Below are 20077 nucleotides of genomic sequence, written 5' to 3' on the forward strand. Positions count from 1 at the left end.
CAACAAAAACACTTATCTCGATTCTAATGGAAGATAAGTAGAACGGTCAATTACACACTTGTATGCCGGACGGATAATTCGTCGGCTCGAGAATGTAACCTCCTCTATACGATGCGCAGCCCATCCTGCGATGCGGGCAACAGCAAATATCGGAGTATATATTTCTTTAGGGATTTTGATGCATTCGTATACAAATCCCGAATAAAAGTCCACGTTGGCGCAGACAATCTTTGCGTTTTCTCCCTTAAAGTTATAAAAAACTTCGGGTGCTAGCTCTTCAATTAGTTCATATAGCTTAAATTCATCTATTCGACCCTTTTCTTCGGCTAGTTCGCGTGCCTTTTCTTTCAATAAAACGGCCCGAGGGTCTGAGTAAGTGTAGATGGCATGTCCAATTCCGTATATTTTTCCGGTATGGTCAAAAGCCTCTTTTTTCAAGAGTTTTAGCAGATAATCCGCAACCTCTTTTTTATCGCTCCAATCCTTAACGTTTTCTTTGATATTTTTCATCATATCAATCACTTTTAGGTTGGCTCCACCATGGAGTCCACCTTTCAGCGAGCCTAGTGCCGCAGCGATGGCAGAATAGGTGTCGGTTTGCGCCGAACTTACCACTCTTGTTGTAAACGACGAATTGTTACCTCCGCCATGCTCGGCATGAATTACCAGGGATAAATCCAACAAGTCGGCTTCGAGTTTGGTATACTCATTTCCCTTTAACATATACAGGAAGTTTTCCGCTAAACTCAAATGTTTTTGCGGGTGGCGAATAATCAGTGATTTGCGCTGGAAAGAATGGCGCATGCCGTAATACGCATATGCTACAATCACAGGGAATTTAGCAATCAAACTGATGGCTTGCTTCATCAGGTTGACGTGGCTGTAATCTTCCGCATCTTCGTCGGCAGCATATAATCCAAGGACGGAACGAGCCAGCATGTTCATCACATCGCGCCCTCGCAACGACAAAATCATATTTTTTGAAAAAAATGGAGGCAGTTCGCTTTGTTCAGCAAGATACTCGGTAAAGTCGTTTAGCTCAGTTTGGTTTGGCAGCTGGCCTGTTAATAAAAGATAAGCTGTCTCCTCGAACCCGTGCCGACCGGTGGAAAGAAATCCTTTGGCCAGGTCCTTCAGTTCGATGCCGCGATAGTAAAGTTCACCTTCGCAAGGCACCACTTTGCCATCTATATTTTTGTACCCAACCACATTTCCAATATGGGTTAAGCCAACCAGTACACCAGAAAAATCGTCGTTTCTTAAGCCCCTTTTAACTCCCATTTGGTTAAAAAGGTCTTTTTCGATTTCGCAAGATTGAACGGCCATCTTAGCCAGGTTTTCCAATAATATCATTTTATCTCTCCTATTTTTATTTCTGTTAAAGAATTCAATGCCCTGTGAACGGTATCAAAACTGAAAGAATCAATCAGGCTTTCCATCTTTTGTTTCACCTCGGCATTGCACAAATTTCCTATGGTTCCCTCATGTGAATGTTTTAAGGTTGGTTCGGGTTCGAATTTTCCTTCCTCAATCAGCGCTCCAATTTGCTTGTAGGCATCTCTAAAAGGAACGCCTTGCAAAACCAACTTATTAACCTCCTCAACACTAAATGCATATTTATACATTTCGTTGTTGAGCACATCTTTTTTTACGGTGATGTTATTTACCGCAAAAGTAGCTAAATCCAAGCAGCTAATTAGTTCATCGAAGGCAGGCAAAAAGTTTTCTTTAATCAATTGTAAGTCCCTGAAGTAACCGGATGGGAGGTTTCCCGTAATCATCCCAATCGTTTCGGGAAGGGCCTGAATCTGATTGCATTTGGCCCTGATCAACTCAAATACATCAGGGTTTTTTTTGTGCGGCATGATGCTCGACCCGGTGGTCAATTCTCCCGGCAACGTTAAAAAACCAAAATTCTGACTCATATATAAACAAGCGTCCATGGCAAATTTTCCGACCGTATAGGCAACGGAACTTAAGGCCATAGCCACATTTTTCTCTGTTTTACCTCTGCCCATCTGTGCGTAAACTACATTGTAGTTCAAGTTGTCAAAGCCCAGTAAGTCCGTGGTTAACTGACGGTTTAATGGAAAGCTGCTGCCATAGCCTGCCGCCGCACCTAGCGGGTTCTGATTGGTGATTTTCCATGCGGCCTTCAACATCTGCATGTCGTCAGTTAAACTTTCGGCATAAGCACCAAACCATAAACCAAACGATGATGGCATAGCTACCTGTAAATGCGTATAACCAGGAATAAGGTAATCTTTGGTGTTTTCGCTTTGGGTTTGTAAAGCTTCAAAAAAATCATTGACTGCTCCTACAACTTCTTCGATTTTACTACGGATAAAAAGTTTTAAATCTAACAGCACCTGGTCGTTCCGAGACCTTCCGCTATGCACCTTTTTGCCTGTATCTCCCAAGCGTTCTGTTAACATCATCTCAACCTGGGAGTGAACATCCTCCATTCCGTCTTCAATTCTGAAATCTCCCTTAAGCGTTGTTGAATAGATGTTCTTTAGTTCATCCATCAATTGACTTAACTCATCTTTCTGCAACAGCCCAACGCTTTCGAGCATTGTGATGTGAGCCATGGTTCCAATTACATCAAACGGTGCCAGGTATAAATCCATTTCACGGTCTTTACCCACGGTAAAATTTTCAACCTTCTCGTTTACTGTTATGCCTTTATCCCAAAGTTTCATTTATTTCCTATTCACTTTATAGCATACCAATTGCTATCCGCAATCGGTTGTTTATCATTGCGTATTTCCCCAAGTAATGTAAAAAGATGGTAATTACGAATTGCTAACTGCGTTATCACTATTTCTTATAGTTGAGGCAAATATAAATTAATAAACTAACAATTTCAAATGGAGTTGTTAAATTAGTGACATTTGTCACATTTTTTAACGTTTACTGTAATGTTATAATATTAAGCCATTTAGGAGCTCAAAATAGATTTTAATTCCTTCTTCTATTTCACCTATTTTGATGTACTCATCAGCCGTATGAGAACGCGCGGAATCGCCTGGCCCCATTTTTAAAGTGGTAAAACTCATAAGTGCTTGGTCAGATGTAGTTGGAGAACCATAATATGTCCTACCTAGTTTCAATCCCTTACGAACCACAGGATGCTCCAAAGGAATATATGAACTGTTTAATCTGACGCTTCTAGGTGTTACTTTACAATCAACCTTGCGCTGAATAATATCTGCAGCTTGCTGGTTACTATATTTCTCATTTAATCGCACATCCACCACAAACTTACAGGAATCAGGAACCACGTTATGCTGAGAGCCAGCCTGCACTTGGGTAACCGTCATTTTTACCGGTCCAAATAATTCCGAAACCTCGGGGAATTGAAAGTTTTTAAACCACTCAATATCCGGCAGTGCTTGATAAATGGCATTGACACCTTCGTTTCTGGCAGCATGACCCGCCTTTCCTTTGGCTTCGCAATCCAAAACCAACAATCCTTTTTCGGCCACTGCCATTTGCATTTGCGTTGGCTCTCCTACAATGCCCAGGTCAACAGGGCCGAGTTCATCCAGAATCATGGCAATCCCGTTTTTACCTGATATTTCTTCTTCAGCAGTTGCAGCATATACCAAATTATAGGGTTGTTCCGTTTCTGATAACAATAAGAAAGTAGCCAACAATGAAACCAACGGGCCTCCCGCATCGTTGCTTCCCAGACCGAAAAGTGTATCGCCTTCTGATGTGGGTTTAAATGGCGGGTAAGTCCATTTTGACGAAGGTTTCACCGTGTCTAAATGCGAGTTCAACAAAATGGTTGGTTTGTCGGCGTTTTTCTCCCCCGACCATACCCAAACGTTGTTGCCTTTTCTGTGAACAGGTAATCCTTTCCCTTTTAAGAACGATTCCATTAAATCGGCAGCTTTATCCTCTTGTCTGCTAAATGATTCGGTAGAAATCAGTTTTTTCAGCAGCTCAATAACATCGTTACTATAGGTTTGAATGTTTATCATTATTCGTTTGTTAGTGTAGTTCCTGAATTCAAACCAGCCTTTAAACCTTGTGTATTAGTAATGTTTATTTTTTTAACGCCACTTTTCAGCGCATTAAATCCATTATCGAGTTTTGGTATCATTCCTTCGGCAATAATGCCACTCTCTTGATATTCTTTAAACAACTTGTGTGTTAAGTTTTCAATAACAGAATCGTCGTCGTCAGGATTGCTCAATACCCCTTTTTTTTCGAAGCAGTACACCAAGTTTACATCAAACGTTTGGGCCAATGCGCATGCTAACGATGATGCCATGGTATCCGCATTGGTGTTGAGCATATTACCCATGCCATCATGTGTTAATGGAGCTATCACTGGAACCACGTTTTTGTTAATCAGTTCTGTTAGCTCTTCGGTTTGTACAGATACAACGTCTCCTACGTAACCGTAATCGATATCTTTAACAGGACGTTTGATGGCTTTGATGAGGTTTAAGTCGGCACCGGTTAAACCAACCGAATTGGCACCTTTTGCTTGTAATGAGGCCACTATGTTTTTGTTGACCAATCCTGCGTACACCATGGTAACCACTTTCAGGGTTTCCAGATCGGTGATTCTTCTGCCATCTACCATTTTGGTTTTTATGCCCAGCTGTTCCGCTATTTTGGTGGCTGAACGTCCTCCGCCATGAACCAGTATCTTATGGCCTTCGAGTGCCACGAAATCGGTCAGGAGTTCTTGCAGTGATTCAGGTGTTTCGACTACTCTGCCGCCTACTTTGACTATGGTTATTTTTTGCATGGATTAATCAATATACGTTGAACCCCTTCAGGGTTCATGATTTACATTATTAGCACCATGGGTTTCACCCGTGGTATATTCAAAATTCTTGGTGAACCCTGAAGGGGCACAATTTACTTGTCAGTATACTTTTGCATGATTCAACTTGTGATTTACAAACTTTCCAATATCCTCTTTATCACCGTCTGTGCTGAAACAACCCTGTTGGCTGCTTCCTCTACCACCAACGAATTTTCGCTTTCGATTACCCCATCTGTTACAATCATGTTTCTGCGAACAGGCAAGCAATGCATAAACTTGGCATTGTTGGTCAAGGCCATTTTTTCTTCGTTAACGGTCCAATCTTTATCCTCACAAGTTACCTGACCATATTCTTTAAAGGAAGACCAGTTTTTAGCATAGATAAAATCAGCCCCTTCAAATGCTTTACGTTGGTCGTATTCAACATTTACGCCTTCCGTAAATTCATCGGCTAGCTCATATCCCTTGGGATGGGTGATGACGAATTCCACATCGGCTTCTTTCATCCATTCTGTAAATGAATTGGCTACAGCTTGCGGTAAGGCACGTGGATGCGGTGCCCAGGTCAATACCACTTTGGGACGTGCTTTTTGTTTGTGCTCTTCAATGGTAATTAAATCGGCAAAAGCCTGTAACGGGTGACGGGTGGCCGATTCCAGACTAATCACTGGAACCCCTGAATATTGTATAAACTGGCTGATGACTTTCTCATTACAGTCGTCCTCTTTGCTTTCGAAGGTAGCAAAAGAACGAACTCCAATCATATCGCAATATTGTCCGATTACCGGAACCGCCTCTTTGATGTGTTCGGGCTTGTCGCCGTCCATTACCACGCCCATTTCTGTTTCCAGTTTCCAGCCGTCTTTGTTAATGTCGAGCACCATCACGTTCATACCCATGTTCATGGCTGCCTTTTGCGTGCTTAAACGGGTGCGAAGACTGGAGTTGAAAAATACCAAGATGATTGTCTTGTTTTTTCCCAATTCCTGAAATGCATAGGGATTTTGTTTTACCTCGAACGCATCTTTCAACGCTTGTTTTAAATTACCTATATCTCCAACTTTTAAATATCTATTCATTTTTTATTGTATCAAGTATTAAGTATTCAGAATAAGCAGCCGGTTTTAAGCTGGGCGAATATTCCCATCACCCTTAATCAGCCATTTGTAACTGGTAAGTTCCTTTAAGGCCATGGGGCCACGGGCATGAAGTTTTTGGGTGCTTATGCCTATTTCGGCTCCTAACCCAAATTGAGCTCCGTCGGTGAAGGCTGTTGAGGCATTGGAATACACCGCTGCAGCATCTACCTCGTTAAAGAATCGAGCGATAGCTTCAATATCTTCGGCCACGATGGCTTCGCTATGTTTTGAGCTGTACTTATAAATATGGTTGAGGGCTTCATCTATACTGTCCACTGTTTTTATGGACATTTTATGTGATAGAAACTCGGTTCCAAAAGATTTTTCGGTTGCTTTTTGCAATAGTTCGGCAGGGTAATTTCCTTCCAGTTTTGCAAAAGAATTATCATCGGCAAAAACCTCAACTTTAAAAGCTTTCATTCCCTCCACTATTTGAGGTAAGTTGTTTAACTGACTTTTGTGTAGGACCAGGCAATCGAGGGCGTTACAAACACTCGGTCTTCTGGTTTTGGCATTGACCACGATGTCGGTTGCTTTTTTTACGTCAGCCGAAGCATCCACATACGTATGAACGATGCCCGCTCCTGTTTCGATAACAGGAATATTGGCATTCTCACGAACCGAATTGATCAGGTTCTGCGAGCCGCGAGGGATCAGGATATCCACATAACCGATCGCATTCATCAACTCAGTGGCGGCAGATCTATCGGGAGGCAACAGTTGCAGCAGTTCGGGATTAAACCCTTGTTTTTTTAAAACCTCATGAATTAAAGCTGCTATAGCTTTGTTAGAAAAATCAGCATCGCTACCACCTTTTAAAACACAGGCATTCCCCGATTGCAAACAAAGCGAAAAAACATCGAAGGTCACATTGGGGCGAGCCTCATAGATAACTCCTATTACGCCAAGCGGAACACGAACTTTCTGCAATGACATGCCGTTATCCAGTACTTTCTCCTCCAAAACTTCTCCAATAGGGAAGGGAAGTTTAGCCACATTTCTGATATCTGATGCAATGCCTTCGATTCGTTCTTTGGTTAACTTGAGGCGGTCGTATTTGGGGTCGTTTTCATCCATACGCTCCAAATCCTTTTGATTGGCGACTAAAAGTTGGGGAATGTTTTTCTCCGCTTCATCCGCTAACTTGTTCAGCAAGGTTACGATATCGTCCTTCTTTACTCTGGACAATCCACGTGCGGCTTCTTTAACTTTTTCGAATTGATGTAAACACTGCATGATATTTGTGATTTAGAATTTCAACGTATAATTAATACAAGTACAAGTAATCGTAATGAATAAGGGGCTGGTATTTTTCATCGTACAGATGCGCATCAGCCTTGGAGCGGTCATACTTGGCTTGTCCGATTCCTATAGCTTTTCCATCTTCCGATATGATTTTTAGCAAGTCACCCTTTTTAAAGTTGCCTTGCATTTGGGTTACGCCCGCTAACAATAAGCTGGTGGCCCGTTTTGCGTTTAATGCATCCAAAGCTCCCTGGTTGATGTGCACCTCGGCATTCGCAAAGGATTCCGAGTAGGCCATCCATTTTTTTACCGCTGGATATTTTTCTCCTTTGATAAATTGGGTATGTTCTACTTTTTCCGGGTTGCGGTTAAGGTCAACCAGAATGTTTTCTTTGGTACCATTGGCTATGTGTACCGAAATTCCTGAGGAAGCTGTTTTTTGGGCGATATGGCACTTGGTCAGCATGCCTCCACGTCCAAAATTAGATTTGGTTGTGGAAATATATTCCGATAAATCGGCATTGGAGCTGTCGATAGTCCTGATGACTTCCGAGCTTTCATTGTTGGGGTCGCCGTTGTAAATACCGTCGATATTACTCAAGATAAACAGCGCTTCCGAGCTCATCATGGTGGCTAAAAGCCCTGCCAGCTCATCGTTATCGGTAAACATCAGGGCCGTAACCGACACCGCATCGTTCTCGTTGATAATAGGAACAATGCCATTGTCCCACAGCGTGGTCAGGCAGTTCTTCATGTTCAGGTAGTGCTCCCGCGACCTAAAGTCTTGTTTTGTCACCAACACCTGGGCGCACTGGATATGGTGGTTTTCGAACAGTCCTGAATAGGTGTTCAGTAATTTTACCTGACCAACCGATGACAGTAACTGGCGCGAAGAAACAGTGTCCGTCTTTTTGTTCACTTGAATCATTGACCTTCCTGCCGCAACAGCACCGGAAGAAACCAAAATGATTTTTTTGTTTCGTTGATGTAATTCGGCTATTTGGTCAACCAGGTGCGAAACCCTTTCTTTATGAAGGGTGCCATCGTCTTTGGTTAGGACGTTGGAGCCTATTTTTATGGTAATGGAATTAAACACGTTTTTTTGACTAATAGATTAGAGACATTAGACCCAGTAAACATCGGGTAGACTACTTCCCGTTCTCAATTTTATTGAACGAGGTTAACAATCCTTTGATTAGAGCAGAGCTAAAACCTTGATGCTCCATCTCGTTTAATCCGGAAATGGTTACGCCACGGGGTGTGGTTACTTTATCTATTTCTTCTTCGGGGTGGGTGCCGGCTTTTATCAAGAGGTCGGCAGCTCCTTTCACGGTTTGGGCAGCAATTTGTAGCGCCAAATCAGATCCGAAACCAATCTCTATCCCTCCTTGCGTAGCAGCACGTATAAATCTGAGTGCGTAGGCAATTCCACAAGCTGCCAAAACCGTGGCGGATGACATGAGCTCTTCCGGAATAATAATGGCTTGTCCGACTTGCTCAAAAAGCGTGAGCACAATCTTTTCTTGCTCTACATTGGCATTATGTGCCGAAACGCAGGTCATCGATTCACCAATGGCAATAGCCGTGTTAGGCATCGCCCTGAAAACAGGCAGTTCTTTGCCAAAATATTTTTCGATGGAAAGTGAATCAACTCCTGTGGCCAAAGAGATAATAATCGTATTTTCCTTAACGGATGAGCTAATTTCTTCTACAATTTGTTGGATCTGGTAGGGTTTAACGCCCAGAAAAATAATATCTGCGTCGGCAGCAGCTTGCTTGTTGTTGGAGCCGGTATTGATGCCAAGTTCTTTAAGGTTTTGTATAAGTTCCTTTCTGCGTCGGGTTACAGTCAGGTTCGACGCTTCAACAATTTTAGAGTTTACAATGCCTTTGGCGATGGCTTGCCCTAAGTTTCCGCCACCGATGATGGCAATTTTTTTGCTTTCCATAGTATGCCTTTGTTTGATTTCGAGATTTATTCACGAACAACAAACAGACGGTTATTCCATGAATCAATAACCCGAGTTCGAATTAAAATCAGCTTAAACTGTTGCCGTATTTCTGGGTCGATCTCAGGTTAATACTCTACACCATTAATTTCAACTTTAACATGCCCCCAGTTTTCTCCCGATTTAATTCGGTATAACTGCATCTCGCTAATGCCAAACTGTTTGGCTATAATTTTTAAGCGAGATTTGCGCTTGGGGTCAAATATTTTTCGTTTTAAACGAATCACTTCTGTCGACGAAAGTTTGTGGCCTTGTTCCGTTTTTCGTCCTTTTTGTTTTTCTCTGGCCTCTAACACCGACGGGTTTTGTTGCTGATGTTCAAAAACCTCGTCCTTGTTACTCCACTTCAGGTTATCGATAAAGTTGTTGTTCTTGTTGTAATCCACGTGAATCACAAATTTAGCATCTTCCCTGTCGTTTTCTAAAAAATATTGGGCGACTAATTTATGGATGTAAAAAGTTTTTGACTTTCCGAACGGTCGAACAGGTAACGTGGCATAACCTCTTAGTCTACCACCTTTTATAATATCCCCTTCTTCCAACTTGTCGGTGTAACTGATTACTCTTCCGTAATTAGAAATGGCATACTTCTTTTTAAGTGCGCCTTCCTCAAAATCAATGTCTTTCCACTCTTCGTTCCAGAAAAATCTAATCATGGCCTGCGTATGTTGATGTAAATTTAATAACGCATCAAGCCACTAAATTATTGAATGGATTTTACCAATTTATCTATAAACAAATCAGCTTCGCCAATACTAAGATTTAATGGAGGTAAAATTCTAATGGTTTTAGTGCCTGATACTCCGGTAAATATTTTGTCTTCAAAAAGAAGTTTCTTTCTTAATTCCACAATTTCATCCGCAAATTCTACGCCAATCATTAGCCCATAGCCACGAACACTGCATCCTTTTAACATCTTTTTAGCTTTGGTGATAATGTGCGCTCCGACTTTTCGGGCATTTTCTATCAAATCTTCCTTTTCCATTACCTCTAAAACTGCCAGCGCAGCTGCACAGGCCAGGTAATTTCCTCCAAAGGTGGTACCCAACATTCCAAACCAGGGTTCGAATTTATGGGATATTAAAACCCCTCCTATGGGAAAACCGTTTCCCATCCCCTTAGCCATGGTCACTAAATCGGGTTTTACCTTGCTGTATTGAAAAGCGAAGAATTTACCCGAACGTCCATAGCCTGATTGTATTTCGTCCAGAATCAATACGGCCTCATATTTATTACAAAGCTGCTCCAGTCCTTCCAAAAAATCGGCATCCGGTACAATGATGCCGCCAATACCTTGAATACCTTCAATAATAACGGCACAAATATCATTGTTTTTTAATTCTTTTTCAACAGCATCGAGATTGTTGAGCTCAAGAATAACCGACTCGTGGTTGCTATTGATTGGAGCAATTATTTTGGGGTTGTCGGTAATGGCTACCGCAGCTGAAGTACGTCCATGAAAGCCTTTTTTAAAGGCGATTACTTTCTTTTTGCCCGTTGCAAAAGAAGCTAACTTTAAAGCATTTTCATTGGCTTCGGCTCCCGAGTTGCAGAGAAAGAGATCATAATCGTCCAAGCCGGATACTTCGCCAAGCTTTTGGGCCAAATCCTTTTGAAGTTGATTCTGAACCGAATTTGAATAAAAACCAATTTGATTCAACTGCCGTGTAATACGCTCCACGTAATGGGGATGTGTATGCCCAATACTGATGACGGCATGACCGCCGTATAAATCCAGATATTTATTGTCGTCTTTGTCCCAAACGTAGCATCCCTGAGCCCTTACAGGCTCTATGTTAAAGAGAGGATATACATCAAATAGTTTCATTCTTTTTAGATTTTTAGTTAAGGGATGAATTGGTGACAGGCTCTATTCTCCCTTAGATGCTTGAGCCCCGCCGGGATTCAATTACAATTGTTCCACAAATACCGGATTATTATCCGGAGCTGATTCATGGTTGTTCTAATTTATTATTCCTGCAGGGTTTTTGGCTACCCTGCAGGAATATAAGCATGTCTTCTTTTTGTCCACATCTAAATTAAACCTTTTTTTGCATTGTCTTTTTAATTAGATGGGTGGTTCTTTCCTACCGAAGGTTTTGATATTGGTTATGTTTCGGTATAATCTATTTTTACAACCACAGGTTATAAAAAAAGATCAAAAGGCCACGGATTTAAGGCGAAGACCTGCTTTTTCATCCAGTCCGAACATCAAATTCATATTGTGCACGGCTTGTCCCGATGCTCCCTTTACAAGGTTGTCGATCATGCTGATGATGAAAACCTTGCCATCATGTTTTTCAACAAACACCATTGCTTTGTTTGTATTGACCACCTGTTTCAGGTTAGGATTGGTATCTGTAACCGTAACAAAGGGATGGTCTTTATAATAATCTTTATATAATTGTACAGCTTCTTCCTGGCTGAGGTCACTGTCGGAATAAGCCGTTGCCATAATGCCACGGGCAAAATTCCCGCGTACCGGTACAAAATTGACAGGCTTATCAAAGCCGTTCTGCAATTGTTGGATCGATTGTTTTATCTCGCCTAAATGCTGGTGCGAAAACGCCTTGTAAACCGAAACATTGTTATTTCGCCAACTGAAATGCGAAGTGGATGTCGGTTTTTGTCCTGCACCTGTTGAACCGGTGACCGCGTTCACGTGAACTTCATTTAATTTTCCGGCAGCAGCCAAAGGCAACAGGGCTAATTGGATGGCCGTTGCAAAGCAACCCGGGTTGGCAATCTTAGTGGCCGACTTGATGGCTTCCATATTTAATTCGGGCAAACCGTAAACAAAGTCGTTCCCTTCTGCTTTAATACGATAGTCGTGACTGAGGTCGATGATTTTGATGTGCTCGGGAATGTTGTTTTCTGTCAGAAATTCCTTTGACTTGCCATGACCCATGCATAAAAATATCACATCTACTTTGTCGGTATCCAATTTAGGGGCGAAGTTCAAGTCGGTGTCTCCCAGCAAATCAGTATGAACCGCAGCTATTGGATTCCCGGCATTACTTGTACTTTGAACGCATGTGATTTCCACATTGGGATGAGTCAGTAAAATTCTTAATAACTCACCTGCGGTATATCCGGCGCCCCCAACTATTCCTACTTTAATCATTTCTTATTAGCTATAGAGTGAAACGATACCCGTCGCATGCCATTTGTTATGGACGTGAATCGATTGTTGCATAGAGCCGTTTAGCGTTGGTCTCGTATGCTATAATGGTTATTATTTTATAACGTTCTGCATTTTTAGGGCCTACCCACGAACATTATTTGATATCTAGCTGTCCTTTATTAACTGCGTTAAAAATTTTAAGCTGATTGCCCAGTATGGTCGTAAACCCTTTTACATCATCACCGCTCCAACCTTTGTTTACTTCGCCATAATCTCCAAAACCTGAGTTCATCAAATCATTGTCTGATTCAATCCCTACCAATTCGAAGCGATAAGGCATCAACTTGAGGATCACCTTTCCTGTTACATTCTGCTGGGAATTGTCAAGGAACTTCTCGATGTCCCTCATCACAGGCTCCACATATTGTGCCTCGTGCAGTAGCATTCCGTACCAGTTACTCAGTTGCTCTTTCCAGTACATCTGCCACTTGGTAAGCGTATGTTTTTCCAGCAGGTGATGCGCCTTGATAATTAACATTGGTGCCGCAGCTTCAAATCCCACTCTACCTTTGATGCCGATAATCGTATCTCCCACATGCGTATCGCGCCCGATAGCATAGGCCGAACCGATGGCTTCTATTTTTCGGATGGCATCTACCGGTACATCAAAAGTTTCTCCATTTACGGAAGCTATCTCACCTTTGGCAAATTCAATAATCAATTCGGTTGGCTCTTTCTTCTCAAGTTGACTTGGATAGGCATCTTCGGGTAGGTTTTGGTTGGAAGTCAAAGTTTCCTTGCCGCCAACACTGGTGCCCCAAAGGCCCTTATTAATGGAATATTCCATCTTTTTCCAGTCTCTTTCGACCCCATGTTTCTTTAAATATTCGATTTCCGCTTCACGCGAAAGGGTTAAGTCACGGATGGGTGTGATAATTTCAATCTCAGGCGCAATAATCTGGAAGGTCAGGTCGAAACGAATCTGGTCGTTACCGGCACCGGTGCTTCCGTGCGCAATGTATTTGGCTCCTATTTTACGCGCATAATCCACAATGGCATATGCCTGAAAAATTCTTTCGGAACTAACTGACAATGGATAAGTATTGTTTTTAAGGATGTTTCCGTAAATCATGTAGCGGATACAATTACGGTAGTAAATATCCGTAACATCTAACGTTTCGTGCTTGGAAACACCAAGTTTGTATGCGCCTTCTTCGATGGTTTTCAGCTCATCGTCAGAGAAACCTCCTGTGTTAGCAATGGCAGAATATATGTCCAGATTCTTTTCGTGCTTTAAATATTTAACACAAAATGAAGTATCTAATCCACCGCTAAATGCTAAAACTACTTTTTCCATTATTATAATTATTTATTGAGCGAATCAAACTTAATCTCCTCGCATTGTTGTTTACGATATTAATTTTGCTTGCAACCTCTTAAAATAAGATACTTTGTTGCTGTCTTTCTTTCTGTTTCCTTTAAGGAACACGGACTGTTTGAACCTTAACCACCTTCCGTACACGCCGAGGCTTTTTTCTTTTTCTAATTTTACGGCGTGTTTGGGATCGTAAAGCATGCCGGTACACAGGCAATGTTTACGGTTTGTCCTGACTAATATGTCATAATTCACACAGCTTTGGCAACCTTTCCAAAACATCTCGTCATCGGTCAATTCCGAAAAAGTGACTGGTTTGTAACCGAGTTCCGAATTAATTTTCATCACGGCCAACCCGGTGGTCAACCCAAATAGTTTGGAATTCGGGAATTTGTCCCTCGACAGTTCAAAAGCTTTGGATTTAATCGCCTTAGCCAAGCCTTGTCCTCGATAGCTATCCACCACTATTAAACCTGAGTTGGCTACAAACCTGTCGTGTCCCCACGATTCGATATAGCAAAAGCCGGCAAACGCTTCTTTGTACAAGGCAATGATGGCCTTCCCTTCGTTTATTTTTTGAATGATGTAACCAGGGCTTCTCTTGGCAATACCAGTCCCTCTTACCTTTGCTGCATCAGCGATTGTATCGAGAATCTCATCTACATATTTTAAATGAGATTCGTTGGCAACACTTATTTTAAAATCGTTATTCATTTATTTTCAACTCCTACAAATCAACTACAAAGTTTTGTTCTTTAACCCAGGAATAAACATTGACAATACTTCAAGAATATGACCTTTTGAAACACCTTCCCTGTTAATCAAAAGTATGGTGTCATCCCCTGCAATGGTCCCCACGATCTCGTAAGGGTCGTGGCTGTCAATTATCGAAGCTATGCCACCTGCAAATCCAGGTCGTGTTTTGATGACCGCCAGGTTGCCAGTAAAATCAATTGAGTCAACGCCGCCAATTGGAAAATCATCTTGCACATCCTCGTTTGATTTTGCGCCGCCAAAAGGTAATTCATAAATATATCCCTTATCAAGATGCGGGACCTTCGCTACCTTTAAAAATTTTAAGTCTCTGGAAAGGGTGGCTTGTGTTGTCATAAAACCTTCCTTCTCTAAAAGTACTAACAGATCTTCCTGACTGCTCACTTTCTGAGAACTGATAATGTTTTGAATAGCGGTTAGTCTTTGTGCTTTGATTTTCATTGCATAAATATTCAATTGCACTGCAAAAATATACACTTTTTAAAAATATTCAAAAGGATTTTGCAAAATATTTGTATTTTTGCACCCAATATATCTTGGCAAAATATGTGTTGTTGGTTTATTTACAGTTAATAATGCTGTTTTTGAAGGTGCTGGTTTAGGAAGATTATCTGGGATATGGCATAGGAATTCAGGAACTTGTGATTTCTTTAACGCTATTTTGTTGAGAATAAAAATGCATAAGAATACGTTTACATCAATTTTATAATAGCCAATTACAAATGAACAAAGACATTAAAAAAGTAGTAATACTTGGTTCGGGAGCGCTAAAAATCGGCGAAGCAGGAGAGTTTGACTATTCAGGTTCACAAGCCCTTAAGGCATTGAAAGAAGAAGGTATTGAAACGGTTTTGGTCAACCCAAACATTGCTACTGTTCAAACTTCGGATAAAATTGCCGATAAGATTTATTTCTTGCCGGTGACCCCATATTTTGTGGAGGAAGTCATTAAAAAAGAAAAGCCGCAAGGTATATTATTGGCATTTGGTGGTCAAACTGCCTTGAACTGCGGTACCAAGCTTTATTTATCGGGAGTGCTGGAAAAGTACAATCTGGAAGTGTTGGGAACGCCGGTTCAATCCATTATCAATACCGAAGACCGTGAGATCTTTGCCAATAAGCTAAAAGAAATTGATGTAAAAACACCTATCAGTATAGCGGTGACTTCTGTTGAAGAAGCGGTAAAAGCTTCCGATGAGATAGGGTTTCCGATTATAGTAAGAGCTGCTTATACACTAGGGGGTATGGGTAGCGGATTTTGCTACAACAAAGAGGAACTGGTAACGCGTGCCGAAAATGCCTTCTCATACTCAAACCAGATCCTGGTCGAGGAATCGTTGAAAGGTTGGAAAGAGGTGGAATACGAGGTGGTTCGCGATAAATACAATAACTGTATTACGGTTTGTAATATGGAAAACTTCGACCCGCTTGGAATCCATACAGGCGAGAGTATTGTTGTTGCACCATCGCAAACGTTATCGAATTCAGAATATCATAAACTGCGTGAGTTGGCCATTAAAATCATCCGTCATATCGGGGTGGTTGGTGAGTGTAACGTTCAATATGCGCTCGACCCAAAATCGGAGGATTATCGTGTAATCGAGGTGAACGCCCGTTTGTCTCGTTCCAGTGCCCTGGCTTCCAAGGCGACAGGTTACCCATTGGCATTTGTAGCGGCTAAACTTGGGTTGGGTTACGGATTGCACGAACTGAAAAACTCCGTTACCAAAACAACAACTACCTTTTTTGAGCCTGCCTTGGACTATGTGGTTTGTAAGATTCCGCGTTGGGATTTGAACAAATTTAACGGTGTGAGCAAGCAGATTGGCAGTAGTATGAAATCGGTAGGTGAGATTATGTCTATCGGCCGTACTTTTGAGGAAGCCATTCAAAAAGGACTAAGGATGATTGGTCAGGGGATGCACGGTTTTGTGGCTAACCAACCGTTGAAAGGAATCGATGTTAAAACAGAGCTTGCCGAACCAACGGATCAACGGATTTATGCCATTGCCGAAGCCTTTAAGATGGGTATGAGTGTTGAAGAAATCCATACATTAAGTAGGATTGACCACTGGTTTTTGGAGAAGCTAAAGAATATACATGACCTGGAAGTAGAGTTAAGAGGATATACGCGCCTGGAAGACTTACCCGATGATCTGTTGAGAAATGCCAAACGTTCCGGGTATTCCGATTTCCAAATAGCCCGTTGTGTGTTTAAGAGCACAAGCGAGGTGATTGGAAACGATTTGCTAAAAGTAAGAGCTGAGCGTAAAAAGCGTAACATCTTGCCGGTGGTTAAGCAAATTGATACCATGGCCGGGGAGTTTCCTGCACAAATCAACTATTTGTATATGACCTATAGTGGCAGCGAACACGATATAGATTATGAGAATGATGGCAAGTCGGTAATTGTTTTGGGCAGTGGCGCTTATCGTATCGGAAGTTCGGTGGAGTTCGACTGGTGTAGCGTAAATGCACTAAACACGATACGCGACCAGAAATACCGTTCGGTGATGATTAACTACAACCCTGAAACGGTAAGTACCGATTATGATATTTGTGACCGATTATATTTCGATGAGCTTTCGTTTGAGCGCGTTTTGGATGTGGTTGATTTGGAACAGCCCAAAGGGGTGATTGTTTCTGTGGGAGGTCAAATTCCGAACAATTTGGCGATGAAGCTGAATGGACAGAATGTACCTATTTTAGGAACTTCGCCAGAAAATATTGACAACGCGGAGAACCGACAGAAGTTTTCGGCTATGCTCGATAAGCTGGATATTGACCAGCCACGTTGGAGTGAGTTGACTTCGGTTGACGATATCTATACTTTTGCCGAAGAGGTAGGTTTCCCTGTTTTGGTTCGTCCAAGCTATGTGCTGTCGGGAGCTGCCATGAATGTGGTGAGTAACAAAGATGAGCTGGAGCACTTTTTAACGTTGGCTGCTAATGTTTCCAAGGAATACCCTGTGGTAGTTTCCGAGTTTATTGAGGAAGCCAAGGAGATTGAAGTAGATGCAGTAGCTAAAAACGGCGAGTTGGTGGCTTATGCTATTTCGGAGCACGTAGAGTTTGCCGGGGTGCACTCGGGTGATGCTACCATCGTATTCCCTCCGCAAAAGTTGTATATCGAAACCATGCGCCGGGTGAAGAAGATTGCCAGGGAAATTGCCAAGGCGTTAGATATTTCAGGGCCATTCAACATGCAGTTGCTGGGTAAAAACAACGAGCTTAAAGTGATCGAGTGTAACCTGAGGGCGTCGCGAAGCTTCCCATTTGTGTCTAAAATCCTTAAGGTTAACCTGATTGATATAGCTACGCAGGTAATGTTAGGTATGGATGTGCAGAAACCGAACAAGAACTTGTTCGACCTGGATTGTGTGGGTATCAAAGCCCCGCAGTTCTCGTTCGCGCGCCTGGCCAAGGCCGACCCGGTGTTGGGAGTTGATATGTCATCAACAGGTGAGGTGGGTTGTATCGGAGATAATTTCGACGAGGCAATCTTAACTTCAATGCTTTCTGTGGGGTATTCCATTCCGGAAAAGAATGTGTTGATTTCTTCAGGTCCTTTACGTTCGAAGATGGAATTGCTGGAAAGCGCCAGAATGCTTAAAAAACACGGGTATAATATTTTTGCGACAGGCGGGACTCACAAGTTTTTTGCGGAAAACGGTGTGGAGACCACCCATATTTACTGGCCAAGCGAACCGGACCAGCATCCGAATTCGTTGGAAATGATTCGTAAGAAGGAAATTGATCTGGTAATCAATATCCCGAAAAACTTAAGCACCAACGAGCTGAAAAACGGATATAAGATTCGCCGGAGTGCCATCGATTTTAATATTCCTTTGATTACCAATGCTCGTTTGGCAAGTGCTTTTATTCATGCATTTTGTAAAATGGGCAAGGAAGATATCCATATTAAGAGCTGGCAAGAGTATAAATAGGATAATTAGTAAATCAAAGAAAACTCTCTGTTTTATTAATATCCCTTTGTAACCCCTAACCCCTAAAGGGGAATTCGCTCTCTCCGCGAGGTTCTGGTTCTCCCTTTGGAGCCTGTCCCGAACTCGTAATCGGGGGAGTTAGAGGGTGTGGATGGACAAAATGAAGCGTTTTCTTATAGCCACTAATTAGATATTAACGATTGAAGCCACAGGGAATTTTCTCTGTGGCTTTATTTTTTATTCCTTTATCAAGTTGACGTAAAAACCATATCTTTGTCAACTGCATTTTATACCGCTTTTACAATGAAGTTAGTACTTGGTTTTATACAGTACGATGCATTAAAATATGTATAACCGCTTAGAGAGAATTTAGACACATGAAAAAACAACAACTTAATCTGTTTGGAGAGGTAGTTGAACCGACTATTAATGATTCAATTATAATTAAAACAAAAAATACAAGAAGTAAAACCCTGTCTAAAGAGCAGAAGCAGTTTAATCGTCTGGTTAAAAAAATAGAGAAACTTACTGACGACATTGAAAAAAAAGAGCAAATACTTGAGAATACCCTTGCTAAATACCATACAACTATAAATCCGGTAAAAATAGAGATTGCTCAATCGCTGATAGAGTTTGCAAAAAATACACATCAACTTTTGCAAAAGTTTAAATACACCAATGCCCAGCAAAGAGATTTGAGCGGAATGATAGTCAGTCTTCTGGATTCTGCTTTTGTAGAAATTGAACCTGATGAAGAAGTGAGAAAACTATACGACCAATATTCGTTTGAGGGCACCTACGATGAAGCGGTAGAAGAAGATATGGCTTCTCAACTTGAGGATTTAGTCGAAATATTGGAGTTTCAGTTTGGCATAGAACTCGACCGTGACAGTATTCCTGACCCGATGACAGCGTCGCAGGAAGATATTGCGGCTTTTGTTGCATCACTACATCAAAAAATAGATGCAGAACAATCTACAGCCAACACCCGGGAGCCTTCGGGCCAAGAGAAAAAACGCAAAACATCAAAAGCTCAGCATGAAAATGAATTAAAAGAAAAAGCTGCCATGGAGCTTAAAAATAAAAGCCTTAGGTCATTGTACCTCTCCCTGGCCAAAGCCCTGCATCCCGACACCGGGGGTACCGAAGATGAGATTATTCAAAAAGAAGAACTGATGAAGCAAGTTACGCAGGCTTATGACGACAAAGACCTCTCGAGCTTGCTAAAACTTGAGGTTACATGGCTTAAGGGAGAGGCAGGACACACCGGGAATTTAGCCGACAAACAACTCAACGTATATAACCAGGTATTAAGGGAGCAGGTTAAGGAATTAGAACAAAAGCAGTTTAGTATGTCTGTAAATCCGAGATTTTTCGAGATTGAAGATTACTGCTTTGCACAAACTAAAGATATACCTGCGATGTTAGACGAAGAACTTGAGGAATTAAATGTGAGACTGGTTGAATTACAGAATGATATGCTTAAGATCAAAAACAAAAAAACATTGTTGGATTTTTTAAAAACCATTAAAGAAAGTGCCATGCAGAGTACTTCGATTAATTTGCTTGACAACCTTTTTGATGATGAGGAAATGGAAGACTTCTTTTTTTAATGAACTAGTACGAAGTTCGTAAAGTTAGAAAGTACGAAGTTCGTAAAGTTAGAAAGTACGAA

The 20077-nt window shown here is 41.6% G+C and carries 16 protein-coding genes; 2 read left to right on the forward strand and 14 right to left on the reverse strand.

What is annotated here, in order from left to right; genetic code table 11:
* Positions 1-12 precede the first annotated feature (12 nt).
* The 14 genes from ACRD64_RS15705 to ACRD64_RS15770 all read right to left on the reverse strand — a co-directional run bounded on the left by ACRD64_RS15705 (position 13) and on the right by ACRD64_RS15770 (position 14896).
* A complete protein-coding gene (locus ACRD64_RS15705) occupies positions 13-1353 on the reverse strand; it encodes a citrate synthase (protein WP_430934402.1) in 1341 nt (446 codons plus the stop codon).
* A complete protein-coding gene (gene argH / locus ACRD64_RS15710; RefSeq protein ID WP_430934403.1) occupies positions 1350-2702 on the reverse strand; it encodes an argininosuccinate lyase in 1353 nt (450 codons plus the stop codon). The genes ACRD64_RS15705 and argH overlap by 4 nt, the downstream gene beginning before the upstream one ends.
* 222 nt (positions 2703-2924) lie before the next feature.
* Positions 2925-3989, reverse strand: coding sequence for a M20 family metallo-hydrolase (locus ACRD64_RS15715; RefSeq protein WP_430934404.1), 1065 nt, complete (start codon positions 3987-3989; stop codon positions 2925-2927).
* Positions 3989-4768, reverse strand: coding sequence for an acetylglutamate kinase (gene argB / locus ACRD64_RS15720; protein ID WP_430934405.1), 780 nt, complete (start codon positions 4766-4768; stop codon positions 3989-3991). Before argB ends, ACRD64_RS15715 begins: the two co-directional genes overlap by 1 nt.
* Positions 4769-4920: 152 nt before the next feature.
* A complete protein-coding gene (locus tag ACRD64_RS15725; RefSeq protein ID WP_430934406.1) occupies positions 4921-5868 on the reverse strand; it encodes an N-acetylornithine carbamoyltransferase in 948 nt (315 codons plus the stop codon).
* Positions 5869-5913: 45 nt separating this feature from the next.
* Complete coding sequence (locus ACRD64_RS15730; RefSeq protein WP_430934407.1) at positions 5914-7164, reverse strand: glutamate-5-semialdehyde dehydrogenase; 1251 nt, start codon at positions 7162-7164, stop codon at positions 5914-5916.
* A gap of 31 nt (positions 7165-7195) precedes the next feature.
* Entirely contained in the window at positions 7196-8269 is a 1074-nt protein-coding gene (gene proB, locus ACRD64_RS15735; protein ID WP_430934408.1) for a glutamate 5-kinase, read from the reverse strand.
* 52 nt (positions 8270-8321) lie between these two features.
* Positions 8322-9122, reverse strand: coding sequence for a pyrroline-5-carboxylate reductase (gene proC, locus ACRD64_RS15740; RefSeq protein WP_430934409.1), 801 nt, complete (start codon positions 9120-9122; stop codon positions 8322-8324).
* A 128-nt stretch (positions 9123-9250) separates the two neighbouring features.
* Positions 9251-9838, reverse strand: coding sequence for an NUMOD4 domain-containing protein (locus tag ACRD64_RS15745; RefSeq protein ID WP_430934410.1), 588 nt, complete (start codon positions 9836-9838; stop codon positions 9251-9253).
* A 47-nt stretch (positions 9839-9885) separates the two neighbouring features.
* Positions 9886-11010, reverse strand: a complete 1125-nt coding sequence (locus ACRD64_RS15750; protein WP_430934411.1) for an aspartate aminotransferase family protein — start codon at positions 11008-11010, stop codon at positions 9886-9888.
* Positions 11011-11340: 330 nt separating this feature from the next.
* Positions 11341-12306 (reverse strand): N-acetyl-gamma-glutamyl-phosphate reductase, encoded by a 966-nt coding sequence (gene argC, locus ACRD64_RS15755; protein ID WP_430934412.1) that lies wholly within the window; start codon positions 12304-12306, stop codon positions 11341-11343.
* 154 nt (positions 12307-12460) lie between these two features.
* The gene (locus ACRD64_RS15760; protein WP_430934413.1) at positions 12461-13663 is read right to left on the reverse strand and encodes an argininosuccinate synthase; all 1203 of its coding nucleotides are present in this window, start codon (positions 13661-13663) and stop codon (positions 12461-12463) included.
* Positions 13664-13714: 51 nt separating this feature from the next.
* Positions 13715-14395: a GNAT family N-acetyltransferase gene (locus ACRD64_RS15765; protein ID WP_430934414.1), complete on the reverse strand. Its 681-nt coding sequence runs from the start codon at positions 14393-14395 to the stop codon at positions 13715-13717.
* Positions 14396-14419: 24 nt separating this feature from the next.
* Complete coding sequence (locus tag ACRD64_RS15770; RefSeq protein ID WP_430934415.1) at positions 14420-14896, reverse strand: arginine repressor; 477 nt, start codon at positions 14894-14896, stop codon at positions 14420-14422.
* 281 nt (positions 14897-15177) lie between these two features.
* Between ACRD64_RS15770 and carB the strand changes: the two genes are divergently transcribed.
* Positions 15178-18402 (forward strand): carbamoyl-phosphate synthase (glutamine-hydrolyzing) large subunit, encoded by a 3225-nt coding sequence (gene carB, locus ACRD64_RS15775; protein WP_430934416.1) that lies wholly within the window; start codon positions 15178-15180, stop codon positions 18400-18402.
* Between the two features lie 377 nt (positions 18403-18779).
* Complete coding sequence (locus tag ACRD64_RS15780) at positions 18780-20015, forward strand: hypothetical protein (RefSeq protein ID WP_430934417.1); 1236 nt, start codon at positions 18780-18782, stop codon at positions 20013-20015.
* The last annotated feature ends 62 nt before the right edge of the window (positions 20016-20077 follow it).

It is taken from the genome of Saccharicrinis sp. 156 (assembly GCF_050589685.1).
In the GTDB taxonomy this organism is placed as follows: Bacteria; Bacteroidota; Bacteroidia; order Bacteroidales; family Marinilabiliaceae; genus Saccharicrinis.